The sequence below is a fragment of the Rhodococcus indonesiensis genome, assembly GCF_047782815.1.
GTDB lineage: Bacteria > Actinomycetota > Actinomycetes > Mycobacteriales > Mycobacteriaceae > Rhodococcus > Rhodococcus indonesiensis.
Window position 1 is genome coordinate 104,831 of record NZ_CP180630.1, and the last position, 25,627, is coordinate 130,457.

22 protein-coding genes and 4 pseudogenes are annotated in these 25,627 nt (G+C 65.3%); 17 read left to right on the forward strand and 9 right to left on the reverse strand.

All coding sequences use genetic code 11. From position 1 onward, the window contains the following. Positions 1-161: 161 nt before the first annotated feature. A protein-coding gene (locus tag ACM26Y_RS00495; protein WP_375295872.1) for an IS5 family transposase occupies positions 162-970 on the reverse strand; the annotation gives its coding sequence in 2 pieces (ribosomal slippage) (positions 162-620 and positions 623-970; 807 coding nt in all). Positions 971-1,083: 113 nt separating this feature from the next. Next, a complete protein-coding gene (locus ACM26Y_RS00500) occupies positions 1,084-1,719 on the reverse strand; it encodes a TetR/AcrR family transcriptional regulator (RefSeq protein WP_416062360.1) in 636 nt (211 codons plus the stop codon). A 65-nt stretch (positions 1,720-1,784) separates the two neighbouring features. On the opposite strand from ACM26Y_RS00500, the pseudogene ACM26Y_RS00505 reads away from it, so the two are divergent. The 8 genes and pseudogenes from ACM26Y_RS00505 to ACM26Y_RS00540 all read left to right on the forward strand — a co-directional run. Next, positions 1,785-1,892: pseudogene (locus ACM26Y_RS00505) on the forward strand (IS21-like element ISAau2 family helper ATPase IstB); the annotation flags it as partial. A gap of 430 nt (positions 1,893-2,322) precedes the next feature. After that, positions 2,323-3,270, forward strand: a complete 948-nt coding sequence (locus ACM26Y_RS00510) for a TauD/TfdA dioxygenase family protein (protein WP_317550722.1) — start codon at positions 2,323-2,325, stop codon at positions 3,268-3,270. Positions 3,271-3,309: 39 nt separating this feature from the next. Beyond that, a complete protein-coding gene (locus ACM26Y_RS00515) occupies positions 3,310-4,785 on the forward strand; it encodes an MFS transporter (protein WP_416062361.1) in 1,476 nt (491 codons plus the stop codon). 258 nt (positions 4,786-5,043) lie between these two features. Further along, a complete protein-coding gene (locus tag ACM26Y_RS00520; RefSeq protein ID WP_317550724.1) occupies positions 5,044-5,733 on the forward strand; it encodes a nitroreductase in 690 nt (229 codons plus the stop codon). An 81-nt stretch (positions 5,734-5,814) separates the two neighbouring features. Further along, positions 5,815-7,416, forward strand: a complete 1,602-nt coding sequence (locus tag ACM26Y_RS00525) for an acyl-CoA synthetase (RefSeq protein WP_416062362.1) — start codon at positions 5,815-5,817, stop codon at positions 7,414-7,416. Continuing rightward, positions 7,413-8,240 carry an enoyl-CoA hydratase-related protein gene (locus ACM26Y_RS00530; RefSeq protein ID WP_317550726.1) on the forward strand — a complete coding sequence of 276 codons (828 nt, stop codon included), beginning with the start codon at positions 7,413-7,415 and terminating at the stop codon, positions 8,238-8,240. The genes ACM26Y_RS00525 and ACM26Y_RS00530 overlap by 4 nt, the downstream gene beginning before the upstream one ends. Positions 8,241-8,333: 93 nt before the next feature. Next, positions 8,334-9,704, forward strand: a complete 1,371-nt coding sequence (locus ACM26Y_RS00535) for an aldehyde dehydrogenase family protein (protein ID WP_317550727.1) — start codon at positions 8,334-8,336, stop codon at positions 9,702-9,704. Positions 9,705-9,794: 90 nt separating this feature from the next. Further along, a complete protein-coding gene (locus ACM26Y_RS00540) occupies positions 9,795-10,988 on the forward strand; it encodes a lipid-transfer protein (protein WP_416062363.1) in 1,194 nt (397 codons plus the stop codon). 243 nt (positions 10,989-11,231) lie between these two features. Here the strand turns inward: ACM26Y_RS00540 and ACM26Y_RS00545 are convergent. The 6 genes and pseudogenes from ACM26Y_RS00545 to ACM26Y_RS00570 all read right to left on the reverse strand — a co-directional run. Beyond that, positions 11,232-11,303 (reverse strand): annotated as a pseudogene (locus ACM26Y_RS00545) (hypothetical protein); the annotation flags it as partial. Positions 11,304-11,389: 86 nt separating this feature from the next. After that, positions 11,390-11,602: pseudogene (locus tag ACM26Y_RS00550) on the reverse strand (transposase); the annotation flags it as partial. Between the two features lie 47 nt (positions 11,603-11,649). Then, positions 11,650-12,824: pseudogene (locus tag ACM26Y_RS00555) on the reverse strand (tyrosine-type recombinase/integrase); the annotation flags it as partial. Between the two features lie 955 nt (positions 12,825-13,779). Then, positions 13,780-14,085 carry a DUF202 domain-containing protein gene (locus ACM26Y_RS00560; RefSeq protein ID WP_416062364.1) on the reverse strand — a complete coding sequence of 102 codons (306 nt, stop codon included), beginning with the start codon at positions 14,083-14,085 and terminating at the stop codon, positions 13,780-13,782. Between the two features lie 8 nt (positions 14,086-14,093). Continuing rightward, entirely contained in the window at positions 14,094-14,423 is a 330-nt protein-coding gene (locus tag ACM26Y_RS00565; RefSeq protein ID WP_416062365.1) for a YidH family protein, read from the reverse strand. A gap of 930 nt (positions 14,424-15,353) precedes the next feature. Further along, positions 15,354-16,162 (reverse strand): IS5 family transposase gene (locus ACM26Y_RS00570; protein ID WP_375295872.1). Its coding sequence is split into 2 segments (ribosomal slippage): positions 15,354-15,812 and positions 15,815-16,162, totalling 807 coding nucleotides; the frame shifts between segments, so codons are not numbered across the junction. 179 nt (positions 16,163-16,341) lie between these two features. On the opposite strand from ACM26Y_RS00570, the gene ACM26Y_RS00575 reads away from it, so the two are divergent. The 7 genes from ACM26Y_RS00575 to ACM26Y_RS00605 all read left to right on the forward strand — a co-directional run bounded on the left by ACM26Y_RS00575 (position 16,342) and on the right by ACM26Y_RS00605 (position 22,382). Beyond that, positions 16,342-17,718, forward strand: coding sequence for an aldehyde dehydrogenase family protein (locus tag ACM26Y_RS00575; RefSeq protein ID WP_416062366.1), 1,377 nt, complete (start codon positions 16,342-16,344; stop codon positions 17,716-17,718). Positions 17,719-17,746: 28 nt separating this feature from the next. Next, on the forward strand, positions 17,747-18,991 hold the full coding sequence (locus ACM26Y_RS00580) for a cytochrome P450 (protein WP_416062367.1): 1,245 nt from the start codon (positions 17,747-17,749) through the stop codon (positions 18,989-18,991). After that, positions 18,991-19,233 (forward strand): ferredoxin, encoded by a 243-nt coding sequence (locus ACM26Y_RS00585; protein ID WP_416062368.1) that lies wholly within the window; start codon positions 18,991-18,993, stop codon positions 19,231-19,233. The genes ACM26Y_RS00580 and ACM26Y_RS00585 overlap by 1 nt, the downstream gene beginning before the upstream one ends. Positions 19,234-19,320: 87 nt before the next feature. Then, on the forward strand, positions 19,321-19,644 hold the full coding sequence (locus ACM26Y_RS00590; RefSeq protein WP_416062369.1) for a 2Fe-2S iron-sulfur cluster-binding protein: 324 nt from the start codon (positions 19,321-19,323) through the stop codon (positions 19,642-19,644). Then, complete coding sequence (locus ACM26Y_RS00595; RefSeq protein ID WP_416062370.1) at positions 19,641-20,912, forward strand: NAD(P)/FAD-dependent oxidoreductase; 1,272 nt, start codon at positions 19,641-19,643, stop codon at positions 20,910-20,912. The genes ACM26Y_RS00590 and ACM26Y_RS00595 overlap by 4 nt, the downstream gene beginning before the upstream one ends. An 83-nt stretch (positions 20,913-20,995) precedes the next feature. After that, positions 20,996-21,727, forward strand: coding sequence for a TSUP family transporter (locus ACM26Y_RS00600; protein ID WP_416062371.1), 732 nt, complete (start codon positions 20,996-20,998; stop codon positions 21,725-21,727). A 46-nt stretch (positions 21,728-21,773) separates the two neighbouring features. Beyond that, a complete protein-coding gene (locus ACM26Y_RS00605) occupies positions 21,774-22,382 on the forward strand; it encodes a TetR/AcrR family transcriptional regulator (protein WP_416062372.1) in 609 nt (202 codons plus the stop codon). A gap of 115 nt (positions 22,383-22,497) precedes the next feature. Here ACM26Y_RS00605 and ACM26Y_RS00610 read toward each other — a convergent pair whose 3' ends face one another. After that, positions 22,498-23,124: a TetR/AcrR family transcriptional regulator gene (locus tag ACM26Y_RS00610; protein WP_416062373.1), complete on the reverse strand. Its 627-nt coding sequence runs from the start codon at positions 23,122-23,124 to the stop codon at positions 22,498-22,500. 147 nt (positions 23,125-23,271) lie between these two features. Between ACM26Y_RS00610 and ACM26Y_RS00615 the strand changes: the two genes are divergently transcribed. Further along, positions 23,272-24,468 carry a CaiB/BaiF CoA transferase family protein gene (locus ACM26Y_RS00615; protein ID WP_416062374.1) on the forward strand — a complete coding sequence of 399 codons (1,197 nt, stop codon included), beginning with the start codon at positions 23,272-23,274 and terminating at the stop codon, positions 24,466-24,468. A gap of 29 nt (positions 24,469-24,497) precedes the next feature. After that, entirely contained in the window at positions 24,498-25,562 is a 1,065-nt protein-coding gene (locus ACM26Y_RS00620; RefSeq protein ID WP_416062375.1) for a zinc-binding dehydrogenase, read from the forward strand. Positions 25,563-25,627 lie beyond the last annotated feature (65 nt).

Genomic DNA, 25,627 nt, shown 5'->3' on the forward strand with positions numbered 1-25,627 from the left:
GACTCTCACGGCACAGACAAGCCTGTCGCACGCTCGATCACGCGTTGTCCTTCCCGCATCCGCAATGCACCACAACATCTAAATGACAGGGAAACGAGGGCTTTCGGCCGGTCGACGCGCCGAAGGGTCTCAGAATTCACGCTACCCACTAAGAGCATGTCTCATGTGGAGAGCTTCTTGAAGCAGGTGAGCGCCGCGGCGAGTTGCAGGAAGCCGGTGAAGTGCTCGGCGTGGCGTTCGTAGCGGATTGTGAGCCTGCGGTAGCCGGTGAGCCAGGCGAGGGTGCGTTCGATCTTCCATCGGTGCCGGCCGAGGCGGTCGTTGCGTTCGATGCCGCGACGAGCGATCCGCGGGACGATCCGGCGCTCCCGCAACCAGCAACGGTGAGCGGCGGAGTCGTAACCTTTGTCGGCGCGCAGGCGACCCGGTTTGCGTCGTCGCGGCCCACGACGGGACCTGACCGCGGGAATGGCCTCGACCAGCGGCCGCAGCATGGTGCTGTCGTGGGTGTTCGCTGCAGAGACGCCGACAACCAGCGGAATTCCCTCGGCCTCGGACAGGACGTGGATCTTCGATCCTTTCTTGCCGCGATCGACCGGGCTGGGCCCGGTCAAAGATCCCCCCTTTTCGCCCGGACACTCGCGGCGTCCAGGATCGCTGCCGACCAGTCCAGCTCACCCGAGCCGCCGAGTCGATCGAGCACCTCGCGGTGCAGTTTCTCGAACACCCCCGCGCGTACCCAGGCCGTGAAGCGGCGATGCGCGGTCGGGACGCTGACCCCGAACGACGGCGGCAGGTGCCGCCAGGCGCAGCCGCTGGTCAATACGAACACGATTGCGGTGAACACCGCCCGGTCGTCGACCGGCGCACTGCCACCACCCTGCGGTCGGGGGGCGAAGGCCGGAATCAGCGGTTCGGCGATCTCCCACAACGCATCCGGCACCAACCGGATAGACAACTCGTCAACCACGAACTACATCATGCATCACAACCCACTTCATCCACGTGAGACACGCTCTAAAGACCGAAAACTTCAAACCGAGCAAGGATTCGATGAAGCCGACAGGGTACGCCGTGACTCATTCACGGAAGGACTTCCTCTGATTTCGATGTAGTCGACGAATTCGGAGCTTCGAGGACTGCCACACAGCTGTCGATGAGGTCTGAGACGACTTCTTCAGTCTCCACAGGGGATCGAGCTCGCCCTTCGTGAGTAGCAAGTACAGCCATGACAAACACCACAACGTTGTTAGCTCGGCGCAGCGCGCCGCTACACGAGGCAGTGTTGAGTTCGACCATCAATCGATGGACTTGTCTATAGCTTTCGGCATTCAGGTGCTTCGGCAGGATCCGACCAAGCGTGGGGTCTGTCAGTGCATTAACGATGAACCGTGCGTATCGACTACCTGGACGGCCCAACGTTTCGGCGGCGAGCGGACGAACGAGAGCCTCCACAGCTTGCCGAAGAGTCACCGGCTGTCCCAGGTTCTCTAGGTCATCGAGCAATTCCTGCCGGCGCGCGTCAACGGGAGCCATGCGGGCCTCGACGATAGCTTCCAGCAAGCCCTCACGAGAACCGAAGTGGTACTTGGCTGCTGACTTGTTGGCCTGATTCGCCGCGAGCTGCACCCCGTTCAAGGTCATCGAAGCAATACCTTCTTCGGCCACGATCCGCTCTGCGGCGTCAATCATCGCTTGACGGGCTCCCCGTTCGCTCACGACCGCAATAGTAAGTTGTTTACCTTAACTGGTCAACGACTGCTCGCGAACCACTCGGCTCGCCGAGCCATCACAGTGGCCGGCCGGAAACCCAGCTGGTCAACCTAGGCCGCGCTCCGTTGCTCGTGATCGACGAGGTGGGCTACCTCGCATTCGAGGCGGAGGCAGCGAATCGAGCCGTCCTCGCCATGCGCAGGTTGGTCGCGGCATCAGCTCCCGTGTCGGAGGGTTCGCTGCACGAGACCTTGACACCTTAAGGACCTTCCCTTAATGTTATTGGCGTGACCCGGACCACAGTCTTGCAGGCGAAGGCAGAGGCCGGCGAACGGAACGTCGGCGAACGCCGAAGGCGTCCTGACGGCCCAGAACGCGCGAGGGTCGACCGATCCAGACGCCGCTACGCGAACCTCCTCGTCCCGGCCGGCGCTGATCTAGATACCGCACCCCCACGTAGTCCTGCCCAAAACGATGGATTCCATCGCACCGGAATGCCCGGATCAGACCTTTCAAACGCCACGGTGACCGGCTCCGGCCGGCCTCCACATGACCGCACTCAAGGCGCCGACCTCGGCGTTTGCCACTGGATTCCTAGGAGTGGACCCCATGACGTATGCACTTCCGGCGACCGCCGCACCCACACCGACCGACCCACTCGCCTGCTTCGGGCCCATCGTCGCCGCGCGGACCGCAGCAAACGTGGAAGATCGCCCCTACGAACTGTTCTCGCTGGAACCGCAAACGCCGACGATCGGGGCCGAGATCTTCGGCATCCGCCTCGGCGGCGACCTGACCGACGAGGTCATGGCCGAGCTCCGCCGCGCACTCATCGAGTGGAAGGTGCTGTTCTTCCGGAACCAGGACATCACCCGTGAGGACCATCGCGCGTTCGCCGAGCGGTGGGGCGACCTCGAGCAGCACCCGTTCTTCAAGTACACCCAGCCCGGCCAGAGCGATGTCAATGTCGCAACCCTGGCCAAGGACGCGACCGCCGTCGGCGCCGAGAACGTATGGCACAACGACGTCACGTGGCACGAGTTCCCCTCGTTCGCAGCGGTTCTGCGGGCGGTCGAGATCCCCCCAATCGGCGGCGACACGCTCTGGGCGGACATGGGTGCCGCGTACGACCTGCTGCCCGACGACATCAAGTCGCGGATCGACCAGCTCGAGGCCGAACACGACTGGATCACCTCGTTCGGTTCCGGAATGCCGCAGGACGCGATCGACATGCTGCGGCCTAACTTCCCACCGGTCACCCACCCGGTCGTGCGGGTGATCCCCGAGACCGGCCGTCGCGTTCTGTTCGTCAATGTCGCCTTCACGCAGCGCATCCTCGGTGTCACGGAGGACGAGTCGAACGAGTTGCTGCGCACGCTCTACCGCCACGTCATGCGTCCGGAGTTCCAGGTTCGGCTGCGGTGGCAGCCGGACACCATCGCGTTCTGGGACAACCGGACCTGCCAGCACTACGCTTCGAGCGACTACTATCCGGCACGCCGGGTCATGGAGCGTATCTCGATCGTCGGCGACCGGCCGGTCGGTCTCACCATCTAATCAGAGGCTCCAAACACTATGAATGTCCACAATGTTTCGATGAGTAGATGGCGAATCGTTGCGGTTCTCGGTCTCATCATCCTCCTCTCCGAGATCGCCACCTTCGAGATCCTCATGGTGCTGCCGGCGTTGCCGCACATGGTCCCCGAGTTCCAGACCCTCAACATCGCGTGGGTCGTCTCGATCGTGACCCTGGCGGGCGCGACGATGATGCCGCTCGTCGGCAAGGCATCTGACAAGTGGGGCAAGAAGCGCGTCATTATCGCGATGGCAGTCCTGTTCGTCGCAGGCAGCATCGTGTGTGCGCTGGCCACGTCGTTCCCCGTAATGCTGACAGGTCGTGCGCTGCAGGGCTCCCTGATGGGCATCGTGTCGGTCTCCTACGGGCTCGTGCGCGACATCATCCCGCGAGAGGTCGTCCCGATCGCCCTCGGTGCCGTCGTCACGGGAATCGGCATGTCCGCTGTCGCCAGCCCGTTCATCGCGGGCTGGCTCATCGACAGCACCGGCTACCAGGGCATCTTCTGGTTCATGGCCGCCTACGTCGCAGTGCTCCTGCCGTTCTACGCGCTGGTTGTTCCCGAGAGTCCCGTTCGACTCGACCGCCCGGTCGACTACCTGGGCACCGCACTGCTGGGACCGGGCATCGGCGTGCTGCTCCTCGGGGTCACGAAGGGCACGCAGTGGGGCTGGACCTCCGCGGCTACCCTGACCGCCCTGATCGGTGGCGTGGTGATGCTTGTCGCGTTCGTCGCCTGGCAGCGCGTCGCCCCGAACCCGCTGATCGATTTGAACGTCCTGCTGGGCCCCAAGTTCGGTCCAACGGTGCTTGCGGTGTCCTGCATCTCGTACATGATGAACGCGCACGCGCTGATCATCCCGACCATGCTGCAGACACCCGCCGGTCTGCCCGGTATCAGCTATGGCTCGGGCCTGTCGGCTACACAGCTCGCGATCTGGACGTTCCCGGTGGGACTCGTGTCGATGATCATGGGCCCGGTCGGCGGCATCCTCGCCAAGCGCATCGGCGCCCGGTACGTGCTGATGAGCGCGGCGATCCTGTACCTCGTCGTAATGTTCCTGGGCTCGCGCCTGTTCACGATTCAGTGGCAGGTCGCCATCATGAGCACGATCGCCGGCCTCGCCGTCGGCTTCGTGCACTCGTCGAACGCGAACCTGGTGCAAGATGCACTGCCTGCGTCGCAGGGCGGTGTCGGCAACACGATCGGCGGGATGGGCGCACTTCTGGCTGGGGGCATCGCGACGACGCTGACCGGCACGGTGATGTCGAATCACGTTCTCGCCGTGAATCCCCAGACTCACGCGGTGCTGTACGCGGACGAGGCGATCACCCGCAGCTACCTGTATGCGGCACTCGTCGGGGTCGTCGGTCTGGTCGTCGTGCTGATCATGAAGCACGGCCGCCAACCCGCCCAGGGCGGTCTGCAACAGGAAGCCGTGGCCACCTCGAAGCCCGCCACCGACACCGTTGCACCCGTCGCGGTCCGATCATGAAACCGGCAGCGTGCAGGGGGGAGTACTTTCCGCCGCAGTGTGCACGGCCAGCCGCCCCGCAGTCGGACAGGGGCACAAATTGACAGCTCTGGCCTGCTTCAGGACTTTGAGCCAATGCAATGCGCGTTGAACATCGGCGACATCAATAAGGCTTCAATGTCAATCTTGGAAGCCGGCGTGCCGGCGCCAACCTCCACCGTAGGGAATCCCGTCGTTGCCGGACGCGCTGCCTGTCCGGCCGCAAGTAGGAGTGTCATCGTGACCGAAGCGCCCACCTCGAGTCATCCCGCCGATCTGGGGTCCCTGCTCGAGACGCGCAGCAGCTGCCGCGCCTTCCGCCCGGACCCGGTGCCGCGCGCGACGATCGAACGGATCCTCGAACTGGCGCAGCGTACCCCGTCCTGGTGCAACACCCAGCCCTGGCAGGTGTCGATCACCGAAGGTGAGGGCACCGAACGGTTCCGGAAGGGGCTCGGCGAGTATGTTCGGTCGTCCGCGCAGGAACCGGACTTCCCCTTCCCCGCCGAGTACCGGGGCGAGTATGGCGCACGCCGCAAGGAATGCGCGATGCAGTTGTATGCGAGCGTAGGCATCGCGGCGGGAGATCGGCGTGCCTCGGCCGAGCAGACGATGAAGAACTTCGACCTCTTCGACGCCCCGCACGTCGCGATCATCACCTCCGACGAGGCGCTTGGAGTCTACGGCGCCGTCGACTGCGGGCTGTACGTCAACACCTTCCTCCTCGCCGCGCACAGTCTCGGCGTCGCCGCCGTCCCGCAGGCCGCGCTGGCCGGCAGCGCGCCCTACCTGCGCAGCTTCTTCGACCTACCGGCCGACCGGAAGGTGGTCTGCTCGATCTCCTTCGGCTACGCCGACGACACCCACCCCGCCAACGGTTTCCGCACCACCCGCGCCGACATCGGAACGGTCACCACCTGGGTGTCCTGACAAGCGGACCCGACAGTTCGAGTCGCGTGGCCGGTGATCAGTCCCGCCTTCGTCCTTCATCTACTTCAAAGGATCTTCCTCATGTCGTTGAACCTCGCAGACCTCTTCGAAGCCGTCGTCGATGAGATTCCCGACCGCACAGCCCTGGTCTGCGGCGACGAACGTCGCACGTTCTCCCAGCTCGATCAACGAGCAAACCGACTCGCGCATGCGCTGATAAGTCGGGGGATCAGGGCGGGCGAGCACGTTGGCATCCACATGCGCAACAGTGTGCAGTTCGTCGAGGGCATGTTGGCGTGCCTGAAGATTCGGGCAGTGCCCGTCAACATCAACTACCGCTACACCGAAACCGAACTCACATACCTGTACAACAACTCTCAGGTTGTCGCGGTGGTCGCCGACGGCGAGTTCCTGCCCGTCATCGAAGCGGCGCTGCCGTCCTGCCCTGCCCTCTCCACCCTGGTGACGTTCGGCCCCGCCGGCAACGCCGAGACACCGGCCGTCACGCACGTCGATTTCGACGAGTCCCTCGCCGGACAGCCGGCCACGCGAGGTTTCGCTGCGCGTAGCGACGACGACCACTTCATCATCTACACCGGCGGCACCACCGGCATGCCGAAGGGCGTCGTGTGGCGTCATGAAGACTTCTTCATGGCCGCCCTCGCCGGCGGCAACCATAACGGCGCGCCGTTCACCGACAGTCGGGACCTGGCTGCCGCCGCAGCCGCCAACGCCAATCGCATGACGTTCATCCTGCCCGCACCGCTGATGCACGGCGCGGCCGTGTACTCGGTGTTCAGCGGGTTCTTCAGCGGTGCCAAGCAGGTCTTGATGCGCGCGTTCGACCCGGTCGAGGCCCTGCGGCTCATCCAGGACGAGCAGGCGTCGTGCATCACCGTCGTCGGCGATGCGATGGCCCGTCCGCTCGCCGATGCGATTGCCCGGCTGGGGTCATCGTATGACCTCAGCTCGCTGATGATGGTCAGTTCCGGCGGCGCGTTGTGGTCGCGCAGCTCCAAGGACCAGCTGCTCGAACTCATGCCAAACCTCTTCCTGCGGGACGGCTTCGGCGCGTCCGAGTCCGGTGTCGACGGCACCCTCGAGACGGATGCCGACGGCAACATGCGGGTCGTGGGCAATCCCAACATGTCGGTGGTGGACGAGAAGCTGCGTCCGATCGAGCCCGGATCCGGAGAATTGGGATACATCGCCCGTAGCGGGCACGTGCCCCTCGGCTACTTCAACGATCCCGACAAGACCGCCCAGACGTTCCCCGTGATCGACGGTGTGCGGATGTCCATCCTCGGTGACATGGGACGGGTCGAACCGGACGGGTCGATCGTGCTGCTCGGCCGCGGCTCGGTGTGCATCAACACCGGCGGCGAGAAGGTGTTCCCGGAGGAGGTGGAGGCGGCAATCAAGAGCCACCCCGCCGTCATGGACGCCGTCGTCGCCGGGCTCCCTCACGAGCGGTACGGAGAGCAGGTGTCCGCGGTCATTCAGCTACGTGAGGGTGTCGCGGACATCGACACCGATGACGTCGCCGAGCACTGCCGCGTCTCGATCGCGGGCTACAAGGTGCCCCGCTCGATCGTGGTCGTCCCCGCCATCGTGCGTTCGCCCGCAGGAAAGGCGGACTACCGCTGGGCCCGCACCGTCGTCGCGGAGGCGGTTGGAGCATGAGCGTCGTCGTCGAACAACGGGGGAGAATCCTGGTCGTTCGCATCGAGCGCGAGGCGAAGCGCAATGCGATCGACCGCGCCACAGCGGAGGGACTCGACGCCGCGCTCAATCGTCTCGACGACGATCCCGATCTGTGGGTCGGAATCGTCACCGGAACACCAACGATCTTCAGTGCGGGCACCGACCTCAGTGCGGGCGTCGACCTCCGTACCGAACGCGGGGGCGAATACGGGATCATCAGACGAGAGCGCAGTACCCCGCTTATCGCGGCTGTCGAAGGACCGGCACTCGGCGGAGGATTCGAGATCGCACTCGCCTGCGACGCGATCATCGCATCCTGTACAGCGAGTTTCGGCCTTCCGGAGACCCGCCGCGGACTCGTTGCCACATCGGGCGCACTGTTCCGTGCCGCCCGAGCACTACCGCCGAACATCGCACGAGAACTACTCATCTCCGGCCGCACGCTGGGGCCTGATCGTGCCTACCAACTCGGCCTGGTCAACGAGGTGACCGAGGCGGGGAATGCACTCGATCGAGCCTTCGCCCTCGCCGAGGACATCTGCCTGTCCTCCCCGATGTCGGTACGCGAAAGCCTGCGTGCGCTACAAGCCCTCACAGCTACCGAGGACGCACTCGGATGGCAGGTAACCGAACGGGCGATCGAGGTCTTCCTCGCCTCGGACGACATGACAGAGGGCATCCACGCCTTCTTCGAGAACCGTCCGCCCCAGTGGCGCAATGAGAGGGCAACCGCCCAGGTTCACAGAGCCTGCACCCGTCCTGACGTGGCCGACAACCTCGTGAGGAACCACGTCCCGCGGTGAGGGCTGACTTACGGAACTCGTGCGACACCAACGCTCAGGGCTGCGACAGTCGCACACCGGAAAGATCTACCTACGAACGAAACGGAGTCGATCATGGCTGAACTGATCTCCCACAATCCCGCGACTTTGCAGGAAGTCGGCCGGGTACCGGCCTCCACCCTCGAGGAGGTGGACAGTGCTGTCGAACGCGCCCACGAGGCGTTCGCTTTGTGGCGCAACGACCGTCGCCTCCGGCAGGACTTGTTGCACCGATGCTCGCTTGAGCTGACGAAGAACACCGCCCGGCTCGCGTCGCTTCTCGTGGCGGAACAGGGAAAGATCACCCCTGAAGCGCAGGGCGAGCTGTGGGTCAGCGCCCGAGTTCTCGAACACACCGCCGCAGTCACCTGGGACGAAGAGATGCCTGCCCCAGAGGCTCCGGGCCGGACCGCCCGTATCCAGAAGGTGCCATTCGGCGTGGTGGCGGCGGTCGTACCGTGGAACTTCCCGGTCTTTCTGACGGTGGCGAAGATCGCGCCGGCACTCGCAGCAGGGAATACGGTCGTCGTCAAACCAGCAGAGTCCGTCACTCTGGTTGTCAGCGAAATGGTGTCGATTCTGCAGTCGATCCTGCCCCCCGGCGTCCTCGAGATCGTTCAAGGCGGACCCGATATCGGGCGTGCCCTCGTCGAGCACCGATCGGTCCGCAAGATCAGCTTCACAGGATCGACCGCTGTCGGACGCCAGATCATGAAGCAGGCCGCTGAGACGATCACCCCCGTCGCCCTCGAGCTCGGCGGAAACGATCCCGCAATCGTGCTGGACGACGCCGACATGACGCGAACCGCGGCGTCACTGGCCCGTTCAGCCTTCTTCAACGCAGGACAAATGTGCGTCGCACCCAAACGGGCGTATGTACCCCACACCCGGCTGGACGAGTTCTGCGAGGCGTTCGCCGCGGCTGCTGCCGAAATCACCGTTGGGGACGGGGCTGCCCCAGGAACCGGAATGGGGCCGTTGCACAACGAAGCGCAACTCGCGTTCGTTCGATCATTGCTGGACAAAGCGGTCGCCAACGGTGCCACCGTCGTCACCGGCGGTGGACGCGGCACCGATCTACCCGGGTGGTTTCTCGAACCGACGCTGGTGCGCGACGTCGACGACTCCCACGACCTCGTCGCCCTCGAACAATTCGGCCCCGTGTTCCCTGTGGTGGCGTACCACTCGCTAGAACAGGTGCTCGCGCTCCTCAATGGTCAAGAATTCGGTCTCGGGGCGTCGGTGTGGGGACGCGACGAGGAGGTCGCCACCCGGGTCGCCGAACGACTCGAGGCCGGGAGCGTGTGGGTGAACCAGCACAACGCCGTCGAGGTCGAACTGCCCTTTGGAGGCATGAAAGCCAGTGGTTTCGGCCGGGAGGGTGGTAGGGCCGGAATCGAAGAATTCCTGCAAACCCGCGTGCTGAGCGCCAAAGGCGCGCCTTAGAACTCGTCCGACAACTGAATGAGCATTCATCGGCGAGCCGATCCGCGGTCTGCCGCCCGATCCTGAAACAGGAAAGTGAGCACGTATCCCATGAACCGTACCTTCGTGGTCGGCGTCGGCATGACCAAGTTTGAGAAGATCGAGTCCCGGGACTGGGAGTACCCGGACATGGTCACCGAGGCCGTGGGCAAGGCGCTCGCGGACGCCGGAATCGACTACTCGCAGGTTCAGCGGGCCGCCGCGGGGTACGTGTTCGGGGCGTCCACCGCCGGGCAGCGGGCTTTGTACGAGACGGGGCTGACCGGCATCCCGATCGTCAACGTCAACAACAACTGCGCGACCGGTTCCACCGCCCTGCTGATGGCCCGCGAATGGGTGCAGGCGGGATTCGCCGACTGCGCGCTGGCCGTCGGCTTCGAGAAGATGACGAAGACGTCGATGACCGGGACCGGCGAGATGCCGAAGGTCACCACCCTCGACGACCAGCTGAAGGTGATGATCGAGAAGTTCGGCTGGAACCGGGGCCCGATGACCGCGCAGCTGTTCGGCAATGCCGCAGTCGAGCACATGGAGCGTTACGGCACCACCGCCGAGCAGATCGCCGCCGTCGCGGTCAAGAACCACAGGCACTCGGTGAACAACCCGTACGCGCAGTTCCAGAACGAGTACACCCTGGACCAGGTGCTGGCCGACAAGATGATTCACGCACCGTTGACGCGGTCGCAGTGCTCGCCGACCTCGGACGGCGCCGGCGCCGCGATCGTCGTCAGCGAGAAGTTTGCCCGCGAGCACGGGCTAGAGGACCAGGCGGTCGAGATCGTCGCGCATGCGATCACCACCGACACCGCGGAGGCCTTCGCTGACAAGTCGATGATCGACGTCGTCGGCGCACAGATGACCCGCGCGGCCGCGGAGCAGGTGTTCGCCGAGTCCGGACTGACGATCGACGACGTCGACGTGATCGAGCTGCACGACTGCTTCGCGATCAACGAGATCATCACCTACGAGGGCCTCGGTCTCTGCGCGGCAGGCGAGGGCGGCAAGCTCGTCGAGTCCGGCGCCACCACCTACGGCGGGCGGTGGGTCGTCAACCCGTCCGGCGGCCTGATCTCGAAGGGCCATCCGCTCGGGGCCACCGGTCTCGCCCAGTGCGCGGAGCTCAATTGGCAGCTGCGCGGGCAGGCGGACGCCCGTCAGGTCGAGGGTGCCTCGGTTGCCCTGCAACACAACCTGGGACTCGGTGGGGCGTGTGTCGTCACCCTGTACCGGTCCGGAACCATCTAGTGGCTCGTCAGGCAACCTTAACCGGGTAGTGCGGGTACTCGGTCCAGATTCGGATCGGGGAGTGGGAGCGAAACTGGTCTTTGGTTCGGCGTGGGTGTTTCGCCAGCGTATGTAGGCGGCGATTGCGGCGTTCTGTTCGGTGTGACTGCGATGATCGGTGCCGCCTAATGCGAAGTGCCGAAATGCCGCGAACTCGGATTCGATCCAGTTCAGCCACGACCCGTACGTCGGCAGAAACACCAACTCGACATCGTTGTCCGCCGCCCACGCCCGCACTGCCGCGTCCCGATGCGGGGAGAAGTTGTCGAGCACCACGTACAACTTTTCCCCGGGCCACCGGGCCCGCGGTCAAGTCCCTTGAGGTGGTGTACGACGTCGTCGCGTGATTCCTCGTCGGTGGATCAGGCGGTCAAGGCCGGTGTCACCTCCTCGGTGTCCTCGGTGACGCTGTCGGCGGGCTTGTCGGTGCGGGAGCGGGCGAGGTAGCGGCGGCCTTCGATCCACTCGTCGTCCTGTTCGGCGAGCACCGCTCCGACAAGTCGGATCAGAGCGGTGCGGTCCGGGAAGATCCCCACCGCGTCGGTCCGACGGCGGATCTCCTTGTTGAGCGGCTCCTTTATCCGGCCCTCAAGGTCGGATCAACCCCTGATCTTCGATCCGCTCAGCGGTCGAGACGGTGCAGGTGGTCCGTCAACGCGTCGGCGACGCGGTGGTGCCGGCCGGCTTCGTCGACCCAACCACGGTCACGAGCATCGACCTCGAGGGCCGCGATGTCGGTGCGTTGCGCCTCGAGTGCGCCGCGGAACTCCGGTCCGGTGACGAAGTTATCGCAGGTCTCGCAGATGTTGGCGTAGGGACAGGCGCCGGCGGTTTCGTGGCGGGAGCAGTAGCCATGGGCAACACGAGTTTTGAGCATCTCACTGCCGAGCCAACTGACCGTGTCGGGAACGATGGGTTGCCGATCGGGGTGAGAGTGAACCGCCGCCGCATCGTGCCCATGGCCTGGTCGTAGGCGTCCCGCAGCGTCGGCGAGGCCAGGGTGGCGTAACGCAGGGTCATCTGCGGGGTGACATGCCCGAGCAACGCCATCAACGCCTGCAGACTCATCCCGGCGTTGGCGAGCTCGGTCGCCCAGGTGTGCCGCAGCTGGTGCGGGGTCACCACCAACGGTGCACCACCGGTCCCGCGCAGCCCGCAGGATTCGACGGCGGCGACCAGACCGTTGCGCAGTCGCGTCTGTCCCAGGCGGCGGCCGTGCGCGACGAACAGGAAATCGGTCGAAGCTCCGGTGCGAGGATGCGGCAGTGGGCGGCAGACACCACGCCGTCCGGTCCACTCGTCCAACGCGGCAATGGTGCCGGCCGAGCGGAACCATGCGTTCGGTGGGCGAGTTTGCCCAACGGCACCTTCAGCCAGGTCCCGGCCGGGCCGTAGTCGATGACACTGCCGAGCTCGAGCTCGAGCAGTGCCCCGACCCGCAGACCGGCACCACGCAGCACCGTCAATCGCTATCCGAGCGAACGGATCAATCAGCTGGGCAACGGCATTCATGACCGCGGTGTCGATGTCGAGCGGCAGAGCCCGCGGAAGCGGTAGGTCGAGATTGGGGACGTCGGCGGCGAAGGCGAGCCGGCGGGTCGGTGCCTGCTCCCAGCCCCATTCGGTGATGTCGTCGAGCAGGTTGCGCAGACTCAGCACCGTCGATTGGATCACGGCTTTCGAGATGGTTCGTCCTGCGCCGGCAGCGGCGCGTTGCCCGCGCCAGGTGCGGGTGCGGTTCCAGACGAGGAAGCCCTCGATGTGGCTGCGGTCACGATTCTCGAGGGAGGTGATTTGGGTGAGGAAGGAGCGGGGCACACTCCAGACATCCTCGACGTCCATGCACTCAACCAGTCGCTGCGGTGGGTCCTGGCGTTCAGGCTCCTTCTTGAGGCTGGCATGACATCAGATCAGCTCGCCGCCGTAGCAGGACGTAGTCAACGGTATGAGACCGAGGTGCGGCAGTGGAAGTATCAACTGCCGGACATCTTCGGCTGAGCCGAAGGTCAGGCGAGCCCAGTCTCACCTCCGCGGCCTTGAGTCTCAGCTAGGGCGTGTTTCAAAAGTGCTCACTGTGAGGGAGTTCAGACACGGTAGGTGTGTCGTTGCCACTGAATGAGCGAGGTCTCCGGTATCTGGGTTTAGCGACCAAGCAAAACCTGAATATCTCGGAGACCTCACTCATTCAACGACTGCGACACCCCTTCCGGCGGAAACGCGGTTCAAGATCACTTTTGAAACACACTAGGGTGTCAAGGTCCCAAGTACGTTGTCACCCGACAGTTCGGGCGAAGCGATGATGCGTCTGGTGAACGAGGCCACGGCTAATAGTTGACATAACGTAGATTATCGGCGATTCGTGTCACGTTGCGAAACAGCAGTTTTCGTGCGATATCGCGCAGTCTCGCGGGAACGAGGTGTAGGGCGAGCGCGCATGCGGAGTCCGGTCGGCAGTGCCGGCGCAGCCCGAACACGGTTCGCTGCCGCGACGTGACCGAAGTGCTCGACGGGGCCAATTTCGGTCCTGAACGATCCTGAACTCGTGTTCCTGCGCTACGGACGTCGTCGGCGCCACGGCATCTCACAGCTGGTCGTTCAGTCCAATCCCGTTGTACCGCAATGCTAGTGATGGATAATCGTGCTTATCCATCAATGCTGGGGCCTTGTAGGTGACACCTGACCCTCGGGGTAGGTGACACCTGACCCTCGGGGTAGGTGACACCTGCCCCTCGGAACCGACTCGTCGTCGAACTCAAACCAATGAGAGGAAGTACGCGAGGGCCGCGACGGCCGGAGTAGCGCTCACTGCGACGAAATAGCCCGTCGCCAGGGGACGGGGGTCTTGCGGATCGGCGCGGTAGCGACGGCGTCGCTGAGCCAGTCCTGTACAGGTGGCACCGATGGCGATGCCGCTCAGGGCAGTGGCGGCCAGCATGGGCAGTGATGGTCGATCCGTCCAACTTTGCCAGCAGACTACGGTCACACATGCGGCGGTGAGTACCGTACGTCGCCACGCGAGGGCTGTGCGTTCGGGCTGCAATCCGGAGTCGTGTGTCATCGAGATCCTCACGCTCCGAGCAGTACTGCACAGGCTACGGCTGCAATGCAAACTCCGCCCACGGTTATTCGGACCATGGTCGAACTCGGAAGTGGTTCGCTTCGGCGCATCGCGGCCTGTACCTGGCGCCAGCGTTGGAAGGCGCCGACGGCGAGGGTGGTGGCCAGGCCGACGCACAGCCCTCCGAGGGCCTTCGGGGGGAACTCCTCGATGTCGGAGGCGAACAGGTGTCCGACCGCGACCCCGCCGGCCAACAGCGCCAGGGCGGTGCGGATCCAGGCTAGAAAGGTGCGCTCGTTGGCGAGTGTGAAGCGGTAGTCGGGTTCTTGGTCGGTCACGATAGCGGTCCTCGGAACGGAGTGGGTCTCGGTCGACACGGCCGACGATCCGGTGCGGCGGTCGAGACGCCGGGGTGTCGCGTGATGCTGCGAGCAGTAATACGGGTCCACGTCTGCCGCCGTGGCAGCACGCGAAATCGGGGGAACCCGCCGAGGCGAGTGCAGGGGTTTCCTCGGCGGGTTCCGCAGCCTGGCGTGGTTGGAGGCAGGAGCCAGGCTGCACATTGCTCCGCGTCCGCACCGACCGGAGCAATGCGACATCTCGAGTTCCGCTGGTGCGGCACGTCGAGAGTCCGATAGGGGAGATGTCGATCGCCGACTGGTATGAGTCGGCCGTAGTTGCGCACGAGTCCTTTTCGCAGCCGGCGCTACTGCCGGTTTCTGCGGAGACGGTGCTTCTACCCTCTCGAAAAGGTCGGGTGCGTCGGGCGGGTAAGACGTTCGAGATGTTCGGCGTCCGATTCTGCGCCCAGCGCTCGCAGCGCCACAGCGGCGGCTTCCAGGGCACCGCAGGATGCGGCATGGGCCAAGCCCGTGGGCCGGTGGCCGGGGCTGTTCGTGTCGTCGAGTGCGGGGGAGTCGAGCATGGTAGTCCCATCGTTGTGTCGGCCAGGGTGGGGTCGAGGCGTCGACGCGCTGCAAGTGGTGAGTCGAAGCGGGTGGCACCCCATATCTGTTGCGGAGGCGGGCGGGCGAGGTGATTGCTCACCCGGTTCGGTGGGGGTCGTGAGTCTTCTCCGGTGGGTCCGTGACCGGAGATATCGACGTCGAGCCCTGGAGTTGCGAAGGGGTCTCGGCCGCGATCTCTGGGGCACCGAAGCCTGCGAGACGGACGTCGGAGCTGTCGCCATGTCCATGTCGACGGGGACTCGGACGGGCCGACAGACGTGAAGGACGGATGCGCTCGCTGATGGAACCTTAGAGCATGTCTCATGTGGAGAGCTTCTTGAAGCAGGTGAGCGCCGCGGCGAGTTGCAGGAAGCCGGTGAAGTGCTCGGCGTGGCGTTCGTAGCGGATTGTGAGCCTGCGGTAGCCGGTGAGCCAGGCGAGGGTGCGTTCGATCTTCCATCGGTGCCGGCCGAGGCGGTCGTTGCGTTCGATGCCGCGACGAGCGATCCGCGGGACGATCCGGCGCTCCCGCAACCAGCAACGGTGAGCGGCGGAGTCGTAACCTTTGTCGGCGCGCAGGCGACCCGGTTTGCGTCGTCGCGGCCCACGACGGGACCTGACCGCGGGAATGGCCTCGACCAGCGGCCGCAGCATGGTGCTGTCGTGGGTGTTCGCTGCAGAGACGCCGACAACCAGCGGAATTCCCTCGGCCTCGGACAGGACGTGGATCTTCGATCCTTTCTTGCCGCGATCGACCGGGCTGGGCCCGGTCAAAGATCCCCCCTTTTCGCCCGGACACTCGCGGCGTCCAGGATCGCTGCCGACCAGTCCAGCTCACCCGAGCCGCCGAGTCGATCGAGCACCTCGCGGTGCAGTTTCTCGAACACCCCCGCGCGTACCCAGGCCGTGAAGCGGCGATGCGCGGTCGGGACGCTGACCCCGAACGACGGCGGCAGGTGCCGCCAGGCGCAGCCGCTGGTCAATACGAACACGATTGCGGTGAACACCGCCCGGTCGTCGACCGGCGCACTGCCACCACCCTGCGGTCGGGGGGCGAAGGCCGGAATCAGCGGTTCGGCGATCTCCCACAACGCATCCGGCACCAACCGGATAGACAACTCGTCAACCACGAACTACATCATGCATCACAACCCACTTCATCCACGTGAGACACGCTCTTAGTCCGGAGAGGCTCGGAGTCGGGGTGGAAAGGCAAGGCAGGGTTCCCCTTTGCGGTAGGGAGGCTGGTTTTCGGTCTTCGGGGAACCCCCGTTGACGCGAGTGTAGCCTTAAGGCTACAGTCTGCGACATGGATCACACCACCCCCCCGGAGATTGCCGTCGAAAACCCTGCGACCCGTCACGTCGTCGCGTCTGTGCCGTGCCACCAGGTGAGCGATCTGGAACGCACGGTCCGCGACGCTGCGCCTGCCATAGCCGAATGGACGAGTGCAGCGGCCTCCCGCCCGCAGTACCTGCGCGTGATTTCCGAGCGCATCACCGCGCGAAGTGAGGAACTCGCCCGCCTGCTGACCGCGGAGCAGGGCAAACCGATCACCCAGGCTCGCTTGGAGGTCGCCGTCGCAGCCAGAGCCTTCGAGTACTACGCGAACCTGCCACTTGCACCCGATGTCCTACGCGACACACCCGAGCAGGAGGTGGTGCGTGAGTACTACCCACTCGGGATCGCCGGCCTCATCACGGCCTGGAACTTCCCGATGGCCCTGCTGGCATGGAAGGCCGCGCCGGCGCTGCTTGCCGGAAACGCTGTCATCGTCAAGCCTGCCCCGACCACACCGTTGACCTCCCTGAAGATGCAGGAGATTTTCGCCGAGGTTCTTCCGGCCGGACTGGCGACCGTACTCGTGGGCGGCAACGATCTCGGCAGCGCGATGGTTGCGCATCCCGAGATCCCGAAGATCTCGTTCACCGGGTCCACTCCCACCGGCCGGCGCATCATGGAAACCGCATCGAGCCGTCTCAAGCGGCTGACCCTCGAACTCGGCGGAAACGACCCGGCGATCGTGCTTTCCGATGCGGATCTGCCCTCGGCAGTCGAGGGTATCGCCGCCGTGGCCTTCCGCAATGCCGGTCAGGTCTGCATTGCCCCGAAGCGGGTGTACGTGCACGAAAGTCGGTTCGACGACGCCGTAGACCTGTTCAGGCAGTACCTGACCCGCCAGCGCGTGGGCGAAGGTTCGGACGAGTCGGTCACGATCGGTCCGGTCAACAACGCCGCACAGCACAAGTCGTTGCTGGAAATCCAGGGCTCGGTCCGCGACCAGGGCGGCACGCTGCATACGTACCCCCATCCGATGCCGGACCTACCGGGCTACTTCGTCCAGCCGGCGATCGCCACCGGTCTTGCTGCCCACGCCCGGTTGGTGCAGGAGGAACAGTTCGGCCCCGTTCTTCCCCTGCTGCCCTACCGCGATGTCGACGACGCAATCGCGGCAGCGAACGCCACGGACTACGGCCTCGGGGCCTCGATCTGGAGTTCGGACGTCGAGGCTGCGGTCCGGGTCGGCGATCGGGTCAGGGCCGGCACCCGCTGGATCAATCAGCACGGCCCGGCCGAGATCGACGTGCCGTTCGGGGGTGTCAAGCAGAGCGGACTCGGCACCGAACTCGGCCTCGAAGGCCTGAAAGCGTTCACCGAATCCCGCATCACCAACGTCAAGTACTGACCCCACGCGAAACGAAAGGCCGACCGCAGTGAACGCACCCACCTACGACCCGAACCCACCGACCGAGCTGACCGTCGATCAGATCAACCTGGCCGATCCCGGCTTCTGGCTACGGGACGACTACCACGCCGCTCTGACGCTGCTGCGCGAGCACAAGCCGATTTCCTGGCATCAGCACCCCGACAGCGGCAAGGGGTTCTGGTCGTTCGTCGACTACGACGACATCATCGAAGTCACCCGCGACTACGAGCACTTTTCGAGCAAGTACGGCATCCGTGTCCACCACGATCACGGCACCGGCCAGGTCCGGCCCGGCACCGGGATCATGATCGAAATGGACCCCCCCGAGCAGACCCGCAACCGCCGGCATGTCAGCCGCGGGTTCACGCCTCGCCAGATCAAGAAGATGGAAGGCTACGTGCGCGACCAGGCGCGGTCGATCGTCGGCGAGTTCACCGCCGGACAGGAAATCGATTTTGTCGAGCAGATCGCCGCTCGCCTCCCCATGGAGATCATCTGCGACATCATGGGTGTCGACAAGGAGGACCGGCAGTACCTGCTGGATCTGTCCAATCAGACGCTCGGCGATCAAGACCCCGACTACGGAGGCACTCCCGAGGAAGGCACGAAGGCGGTCTTCGCGTTGCGCGAGTACGGCGTCGCCCTGGCGGCGAAGCGCCTGAAAGACCCGAAAGACGACCTCATCTCGGAGATCGCCCGCATCGAAGAAGACGGGCACCACCTTCCCCCCGAACAGATCGGCGCCTTCTTCGCGCTGTTGATCGCTGCCGGCAACGAGACCACCCGCACCGCCATCACACACGGCATGTGGGCGTTCACCACACACCCGGAACAGAAACAGAAATTCCTCGAGGATCCGGTCGGGCTCGAAATGTCTGCGGCCGAGGAGATCATCCGGTGGGCGACACCACTACGCCACATGGGCCGCGTACTCGAGCACGACATCGAATACAAAGGCCATCACATGCGCAAGGGCGAGAAGATCGCCATCTGGTACGCCGCCTCGAACCGGGATCCCCGGGTGTTCGCCGACCCGTTCACCTTCGACATCACGCGGGATCCCAACGTGCACCAAAGCTTCGGGGGTGGCGGAGCCCACTTCTGCCTCGGAGCGAACCTGGCCCGCCGAGAGGTATGGGTGCTCTTCCAGGAACTGTTCGCGCGATTCCCCGACGCAGTGGCCCTCGAACCCCCGGTCCGGCTGCGTTCTGTCCAGGTCAACGGAATCAAGTCTTTGAAGGTGCGGCTGTGATGAGCGAAACCACGACGAACGACACGACCTCGGTAGACGCTGCCGCCTACGCCGTGGTCGCGGTCGATCTGGAGGTATGTGAGGCCGCCGGCGTCTGCACCCGGATGGTCAAGGATGTCTTCGAACTCGACGACGACGACATCCTCCACATCAGACGGCAGCCGGACACTGTCGAACTCGACAAGCGCGTACGCATGGCGGTGCGCCGCTGCCCGAAGCAAGCCCTCTTCCTCGAGGACTGACCGACCCGCACCCGGTTGCTCTGCCGCGTGCCGAGAGCACACGGCAGAGCAACCACTTCGAATCCTCCTTCGAACGGAGAAAGAACAATGCCCAAGATCACTTATGTCTCCTCGACAGGGCACACGACGATCGTCGATGCCGACGAGGGCACCACGGTCATGCGTGCTGCGATCGCCAACGGCGTCGACGGCATCTTCGCCGAGTGCGGCGGCCAGACCATGTGCGCCACCTGCCACGTCTACCTCGACGACCAGTTCACCCAGTCGTTCCCTGCCGTCGACGAGGACGAGGACGAGATGCTCGAAGCCACCGCATGCGACCGGCTGGACACCAGCCGGCTCTCCTGCGGACTGGTGGTGACCGACGCCCACGACGGGCTGGTGGTTCACATGCCGGAGAGTCAGCGATGACCACGCCGGGCACCGTCGTCATCGTCGGCGCCGGCCATGCCGGCGTCCAGGCAGCCTTCTCGCTACGCGAGGAAGGGTACGACGGGGACATCCAGCTGCTCACCCGTGAGCGCTGGATGCCGTACGAACGGCCGCCCCTGTCCAAGGCGTGGCTCAAAGCCGGAGACCACCACGTGGACGATCTCTACTTCCGTAGCCCGGAGTCCTATGCCGACAAGAAGATCGACCTGATCCGGGGCGTCACGGTGGAGCGGATCGACCGGACGTCGGCGACGCTCGAATGCTCCGACGGAGTCTCGCGCCGATACGACCACCTGGTCCTCGCACCCGGCGCGGTGCCACGCCGTCTGACTCTCCCCGGTAGTGATCTCGCCGGCGTGTGCCATCTGCATACGATCGACGATGCGCAGCAGTTTCTGCAGCGCATCGACGGCGCACGCTCGGTGGTGGTGATCGGCGGCGGCTTCATCGGCCTCGAGGTGGCCGCCGCCGCCCGGGCCCGCGGGCTCGACGTCGTCGTCCTCGAAGCGGGAACACGGCTCATGCAACGCGCAGTCACCTCCCGGACCTCGACGTTCTTCGATCGGGTGCACCGCTCCCACGGCACCGATGTCCGGTACGGCGCCCTGGTCGAAGCCCTCGGTGGTGACGATGCCGGGCGGGTCGGCGCGGTGCACCTGGCAGGTGGTGAAGTCCTCGAGGCCGACGTCGTCGTGGTCGGTATCGGTGCCTGCCCGGCCACTGGGCTCGCCGAGGAGGCGGGTCTACGGGTCGGCGACGGCATCGTCGTCGACGAGTTGCTGACCACGTCCGACCCGCAGATTTCGGCCATCGGTGACTGCGCCCGCTTCCCACACGACCATCAGTCGATGCGTCTCGAGTCCGTTCAGAACGCCGTCGATCACGGTCGGTGCGTGGCCGGCAAACTCGCCGGCCGACCGCAGCCGTATCCCGAGGTCCCGTGGTTCTGGACCGAACAGCACGGTTGCAAGTTGCAGATCGCCGGTCTGCTGACCGGGTACGACGCGAATCTGGTCCTCGGCGACGTCGAGGCACGCAAGTTCACCAATCTGTGCTGGAAGGACGGGGTGTTCGTCGGTGCGGAATCGATCAACCGCCCCGGGGATCACATCGCGGTCCGGCGACTGTTGTCGATGACCCCGGGCCACAGGCCGAGCATCGAGACGGCGACCGCGGAGGGATTCGAACTCAAGGAGTTCGCCAAGAGCGCCCAGCGTGCTGCGGACCTGCGAGAGGTGACCACATGACCGCTGTGTCCGGAGCGTCTACGCCCGGAGTGCCCGCGATCTCGAACGGACGGTGACGACGAGTGGTAGCGAGCGCGTTCCCCATGATGTTCTTGGCGGGGGTATTGGTGGTGACCACGGTGGCCGCCCTGGTCCAGGGCAGCCTGGGATTGGGACTTGCTCTGGTGGCCAGTCCGGCTCTGATCGTCGTCGACCCGGCTTTCGTCCCGTTTCCCGCCCTGATTTCGGCGTTGATCGCCAGTGTGTGGACGATGTGGCGTGATCGCCGGTCCGGTATCGCCGACAAGTTCGTCTGGACACTGGTCGGGATCCCCATCGGTATCCCGGTGGGGGTGCTGCTGCTGCAGGTTCTGCCGACCACGGTGCTGATGCTGGGGCTGGGTCTGATGGTGCTCGTTACCGCCCCGCTGGCGGTCACCGCCTCGGGGATCCGCCCCACCAGTGGGTATTTGGGCGTCGGCGGGTTGTTGTCGGCGCTGGCGGGCACCACGGTGGGACTGACCGGACCGACAGTGGCCATCGTCTACAACCGGCTGCCCCCTGCGGTGCTGCGGATGACGATGGCGGTCTATCTGTCCGTCGTCCAGACGATCGCCGTGGTGGCGCTGGTCTTGGCCGGTCGAGCCACTCGTGACGTCCTCGTACTCGCTGCCCTCACCGTTCCCGGGACGGTGCTCGGTCTCGCGTTGTCCGGCCCCCTTGCCCGGCGCATCAACCCCCGCACGGCCCGCATCGCCGTCGTCGTCGTGTGCGGCACGGCCGGAGCCAGTCTGACGGTGAAGGCGCTCGCTGAGGTGATCACGGCCGGCGTGTGAGACACCCTGTGCCCGGCCCGGGTTGTCCGGACGAGAAGGAGGTAGCGTGGTCGTCGACGACCAGACCGCAACGATCGACCCGAGGACGCACGTGCAGGACAGACCTTTCGGGGCCGCACCGGCCACCGCCCAGGAACGCATCCTCGAGGCCGCCGTGAGTCTGATGGCGACGAAGGCGCCCAGCCAGATAGCCGGCCGCGAGCTGGCCAAGAAGGCCGACGTGAACTACGGCCTGATCCATCGGCACTTCGGCAGCAAGAACAACGCATGCAAGGAAGCGTTCCAGCGTCTTGCCGGCAGCTATGTCGAGCAGGCTCGCCGAGCCGGCGACCGCAACTGGTTGCTGACGTTGGGACTGCATCCCGAGTACCGCGACCTGTGGCGGATCCTCGCCCATGCCGCCATGGACAGCGACTCGCTTGTCATTCTCGGCTGGGACTATCCCCTGCTCCGGGAGCAACTGGCAGTCCGCACCACGGCGGTACAGCGCGGGGACGATGCCGCGCAGACGAAAGCTGCTCTGGCAACGGCTTTTTCGCTGGCATTCGGATGGACCGTGTTCCAGCCGTTCCTCGCCCAAGCTCTCGAACTGAACGACGAGGACCGCACCTTCGTCGATGCTGCCATCACAGAACAGATCCAGAAAATCTGGTGACCGTGTGCCCCGGTCGGGCATCGATCCGCGAGGGGCACGACGGTGACGCCGAATATCGGTCGTCGGTCACCCGCTGGGTAAGTCGACGCCGATCCGGCTCAGCGTCCGAGTGCGCTCACGAGCCGGTCAGGCCCTCGAGCATCAACTCGTAGACCTGTTGGGCGCGGACGTCGAGTTCGTCGACCGGGATGCCGGTGTCCCGGGCGAAGGCTTCCCGGAAGATGCAGTACCCCATGTAGGTTGCTGCGGTCATCACGTGCATGACCAGGGCGTCCGCGTCCGGCGGCAGGTGGCCGGTCTGTTGGTCCCGGGCCAGGTTCGCCAGTGTCTGCTCCAGTTCGGGAAAAACGGTGAAATCCTCGTCGCCGTCGTGTGCCAGCAGCGCCTCGAGGCGGGTCCGCTCCGGATCTGCGAGCGCTTGCCGGAACATCCACTTCCGTCTGTCGGCGAACCCCATGACGCGGTGGGTCGAACGAGCCTCTCGGTCCGCGAGGAAACGTTCGTTCAAGGCCGCCCGTAGCAGCGCCTCCCGGGTGCCGAAGTACTGGTAGATCTGGACGCGGTTGACACCCGCTTCCGCCGCTACTTCCTGCAGGTTCAGGCCGGCAAGTACACCGTTGCGCTCGAGTAGCCGCAGAGCGGCCGCCATCAGGTCCGCCTCGGTCTGGGCGCGATCGCGTTTGCGACGGCGGGATACCGGCGTCGCTGTGTCGCTGGTCGTGGGCTCGGGTTCGCTGGGCACGCTCGCTCCTGTGGTCGGTCGAATTGCCTCTTGCCAAGTGACGAGCGTCATAATAACATTCTGTACTTACAAAGTGTACTTACGTTCTGTAAGTATCTGACCAGTTCCTTCTGCTTCATCGTCATCCCCGTCGTCATCGGAGTCACCATGCCTTCACTTCCCCTACGCGGCGTCCGCGTACTCGACCTGTCCACCGTGCTCGCCGCGCCCGTCACCGCCACTCTCCTCGGCGACTTCGGCGCGGAGGTGGTCAAGGTCGAGGAACCCGGCCGCGGAGACTTCACCCGCGGTCGGGCGGCCGAACCCGGCGGCCGGTCGCTCCAATGGCTCCAGGAGGGCCGCAACAAGAAGTCGATTACTCTCGATCTGCGTCGATCTCGTGGGCGCGAGCTGCTGCGTCGGCTCATCCCGAACTTCGACATCGTCGTCACGAACTACCGGCCCCCGACGATGGAGCGGTGGGGCCTGGCCCCCGACGATCTGCGTGCACTGCACCCGGCCGGCATCTTCGTCTTTATCACCGGGTACGGCCTGACCGGCCCCTACCGCGACAGGGGCTCGTTCGACCGAATCGCCAGCGCATACTCCGGACTGACCTACGTCAGCGGCGAACCGGACCGGCCTCCGGTGCGCAGTGGATTCTCGGTCATCGACTTCATGAGCGCCTATCTGTCCGCCTTCGCAGCCATGGTCGCCCTGCGCGAACGCGAGGTCAACGGCGGCGAGGGCCAGATCGTCGACCTGGCCCTGTACGAAGCCGGATTCCGTGCGGCCGAAGACGCCTACCTCGCCTACTCCGCACACGGTGAGATCCGCGAACGCCTCGGAAACAAGAATCCGTACATCGTGCCCGCGTCCGACTTTTCGACACAGGACAACCGCATCGTGTCCCTGCACGCCGGAACCGACACACTTTTCGCCCGCCTGTGCGACGTCATGGGCCAGCCGCGGCTCGCGCAGGATCCGCGGTTCCACACTCGGCATGCCCGCTCGGCGAACCAGGATGCGCTCTACGCCCTCATCGAGGAGTGGACCGCCACCTACAGCGCGGACGACGTCGTCAAGCTACTCACCGACGCGGGGGTGCCGGCCTCTCCTGTGATGAGCATGGCCGACATCGCCGTCGACCCGCACTACCGCGACCGTGGCACGCTCGTCGCCGTCGACGACGAGGAATTCGGTGCCGTCGACATGGTCGCCCCGCTCCCGCACCTGTCCGGCACGCCCGGCCGCATCCGCAGTCTCGGACCCCGCCTCGGACAGCACACCGACGAGATCCTTTCCCGGGAACTCGGTGTGAGCGACGACGAGCTGCAGCGTCTGCGCGCCGACCACACCATCTGACATCCCCCTCATCACCCAGGAGACAAATCATGGCCACCCCGACCCGCATCGTCGTACAGGACGACAAGGACGGCCCCCTCGACATCCGCGAGATCACCCTGCCCGACCCCACCCCGCATCAGGTGCTGGTCGAGATGATCGCCACCGGCGTCTGCCACAGCCAGCTCTTCTGGATGCACCAGAATCGCACCGCTCCGATGCTCTTCGGTCACGAAGGCTACGGCGTCGTCACCGCCACCGGTAGCGCCGTCACCACCGTCGCCCCCGGCGACACCGTCATGGTCACCTGGCTGCCGCGCACATCGGTCTCGCGGCGTCCGGAGGTCTCCGGCGTCGAGCTGCCGGACGGCACCCGCGCGCAGTCACCCAACGTCTACACCTGGGCCGAGCACGCGCTGGTCGACGAACTCTACATCTACCCCCTCACCGGCCACACCCACGACGAAACCGTCTCGATCGTCGGATGCGCGATCTTCACCGGAGCCGGCTCGGTGATCCACTCCGGCGCGCTGGAGCCAGGAGGAACCGTTGCCGTGTTCGGTGTCGGCGGCGTCGGCCTCGCCGCCATCGCCGGGGCGAGACAACTCGGCGCACAGCACATCGTCGCTGTCGACCGCATCGCCCGAAAACTCGACTTCGCCAAGCAATTCGGCGCCACCGAACTGATCGACGCCACCACGACCGACCCGGTCGCACGCATCCACGAGCTGATCCACCGCCCCGGCTACGAAACCGGCGTCGACCTGGCACTCGACTGCGTCGGCGCTGAAATCACCACCCGCCAGGCACTGAAATCCGTCCGCAAGGGTGTGCTCGGCAGCCACCGCGGTGGCACCGCCTCCATCGTCGGTCTTCCCCAGGGGGAATTTCCCGTCGACGTCCCCGAACTGCTGTACGGCCAGAAGTCGCTCTCCGGGGCGCTCGCCGGTTCGTGTCAGCAGGAAGACATCGGCACCTTCCTGGACTGGTACGCCGACGGAGCTCTCGACCTGCAGGCACTGGTAACCAACCGGTACCCGTTCGACGACATCGTCCGCGCCGTCGACGACCTCGCCCACGGTGCAGTCCTCGGTCGCGCCATCGTCACCACGTAAACGCCGGCCGCGCCCCGCTCACACCCACCACACCCCGTCCTCAGCTCGAAAACTCCCGCGCCCCC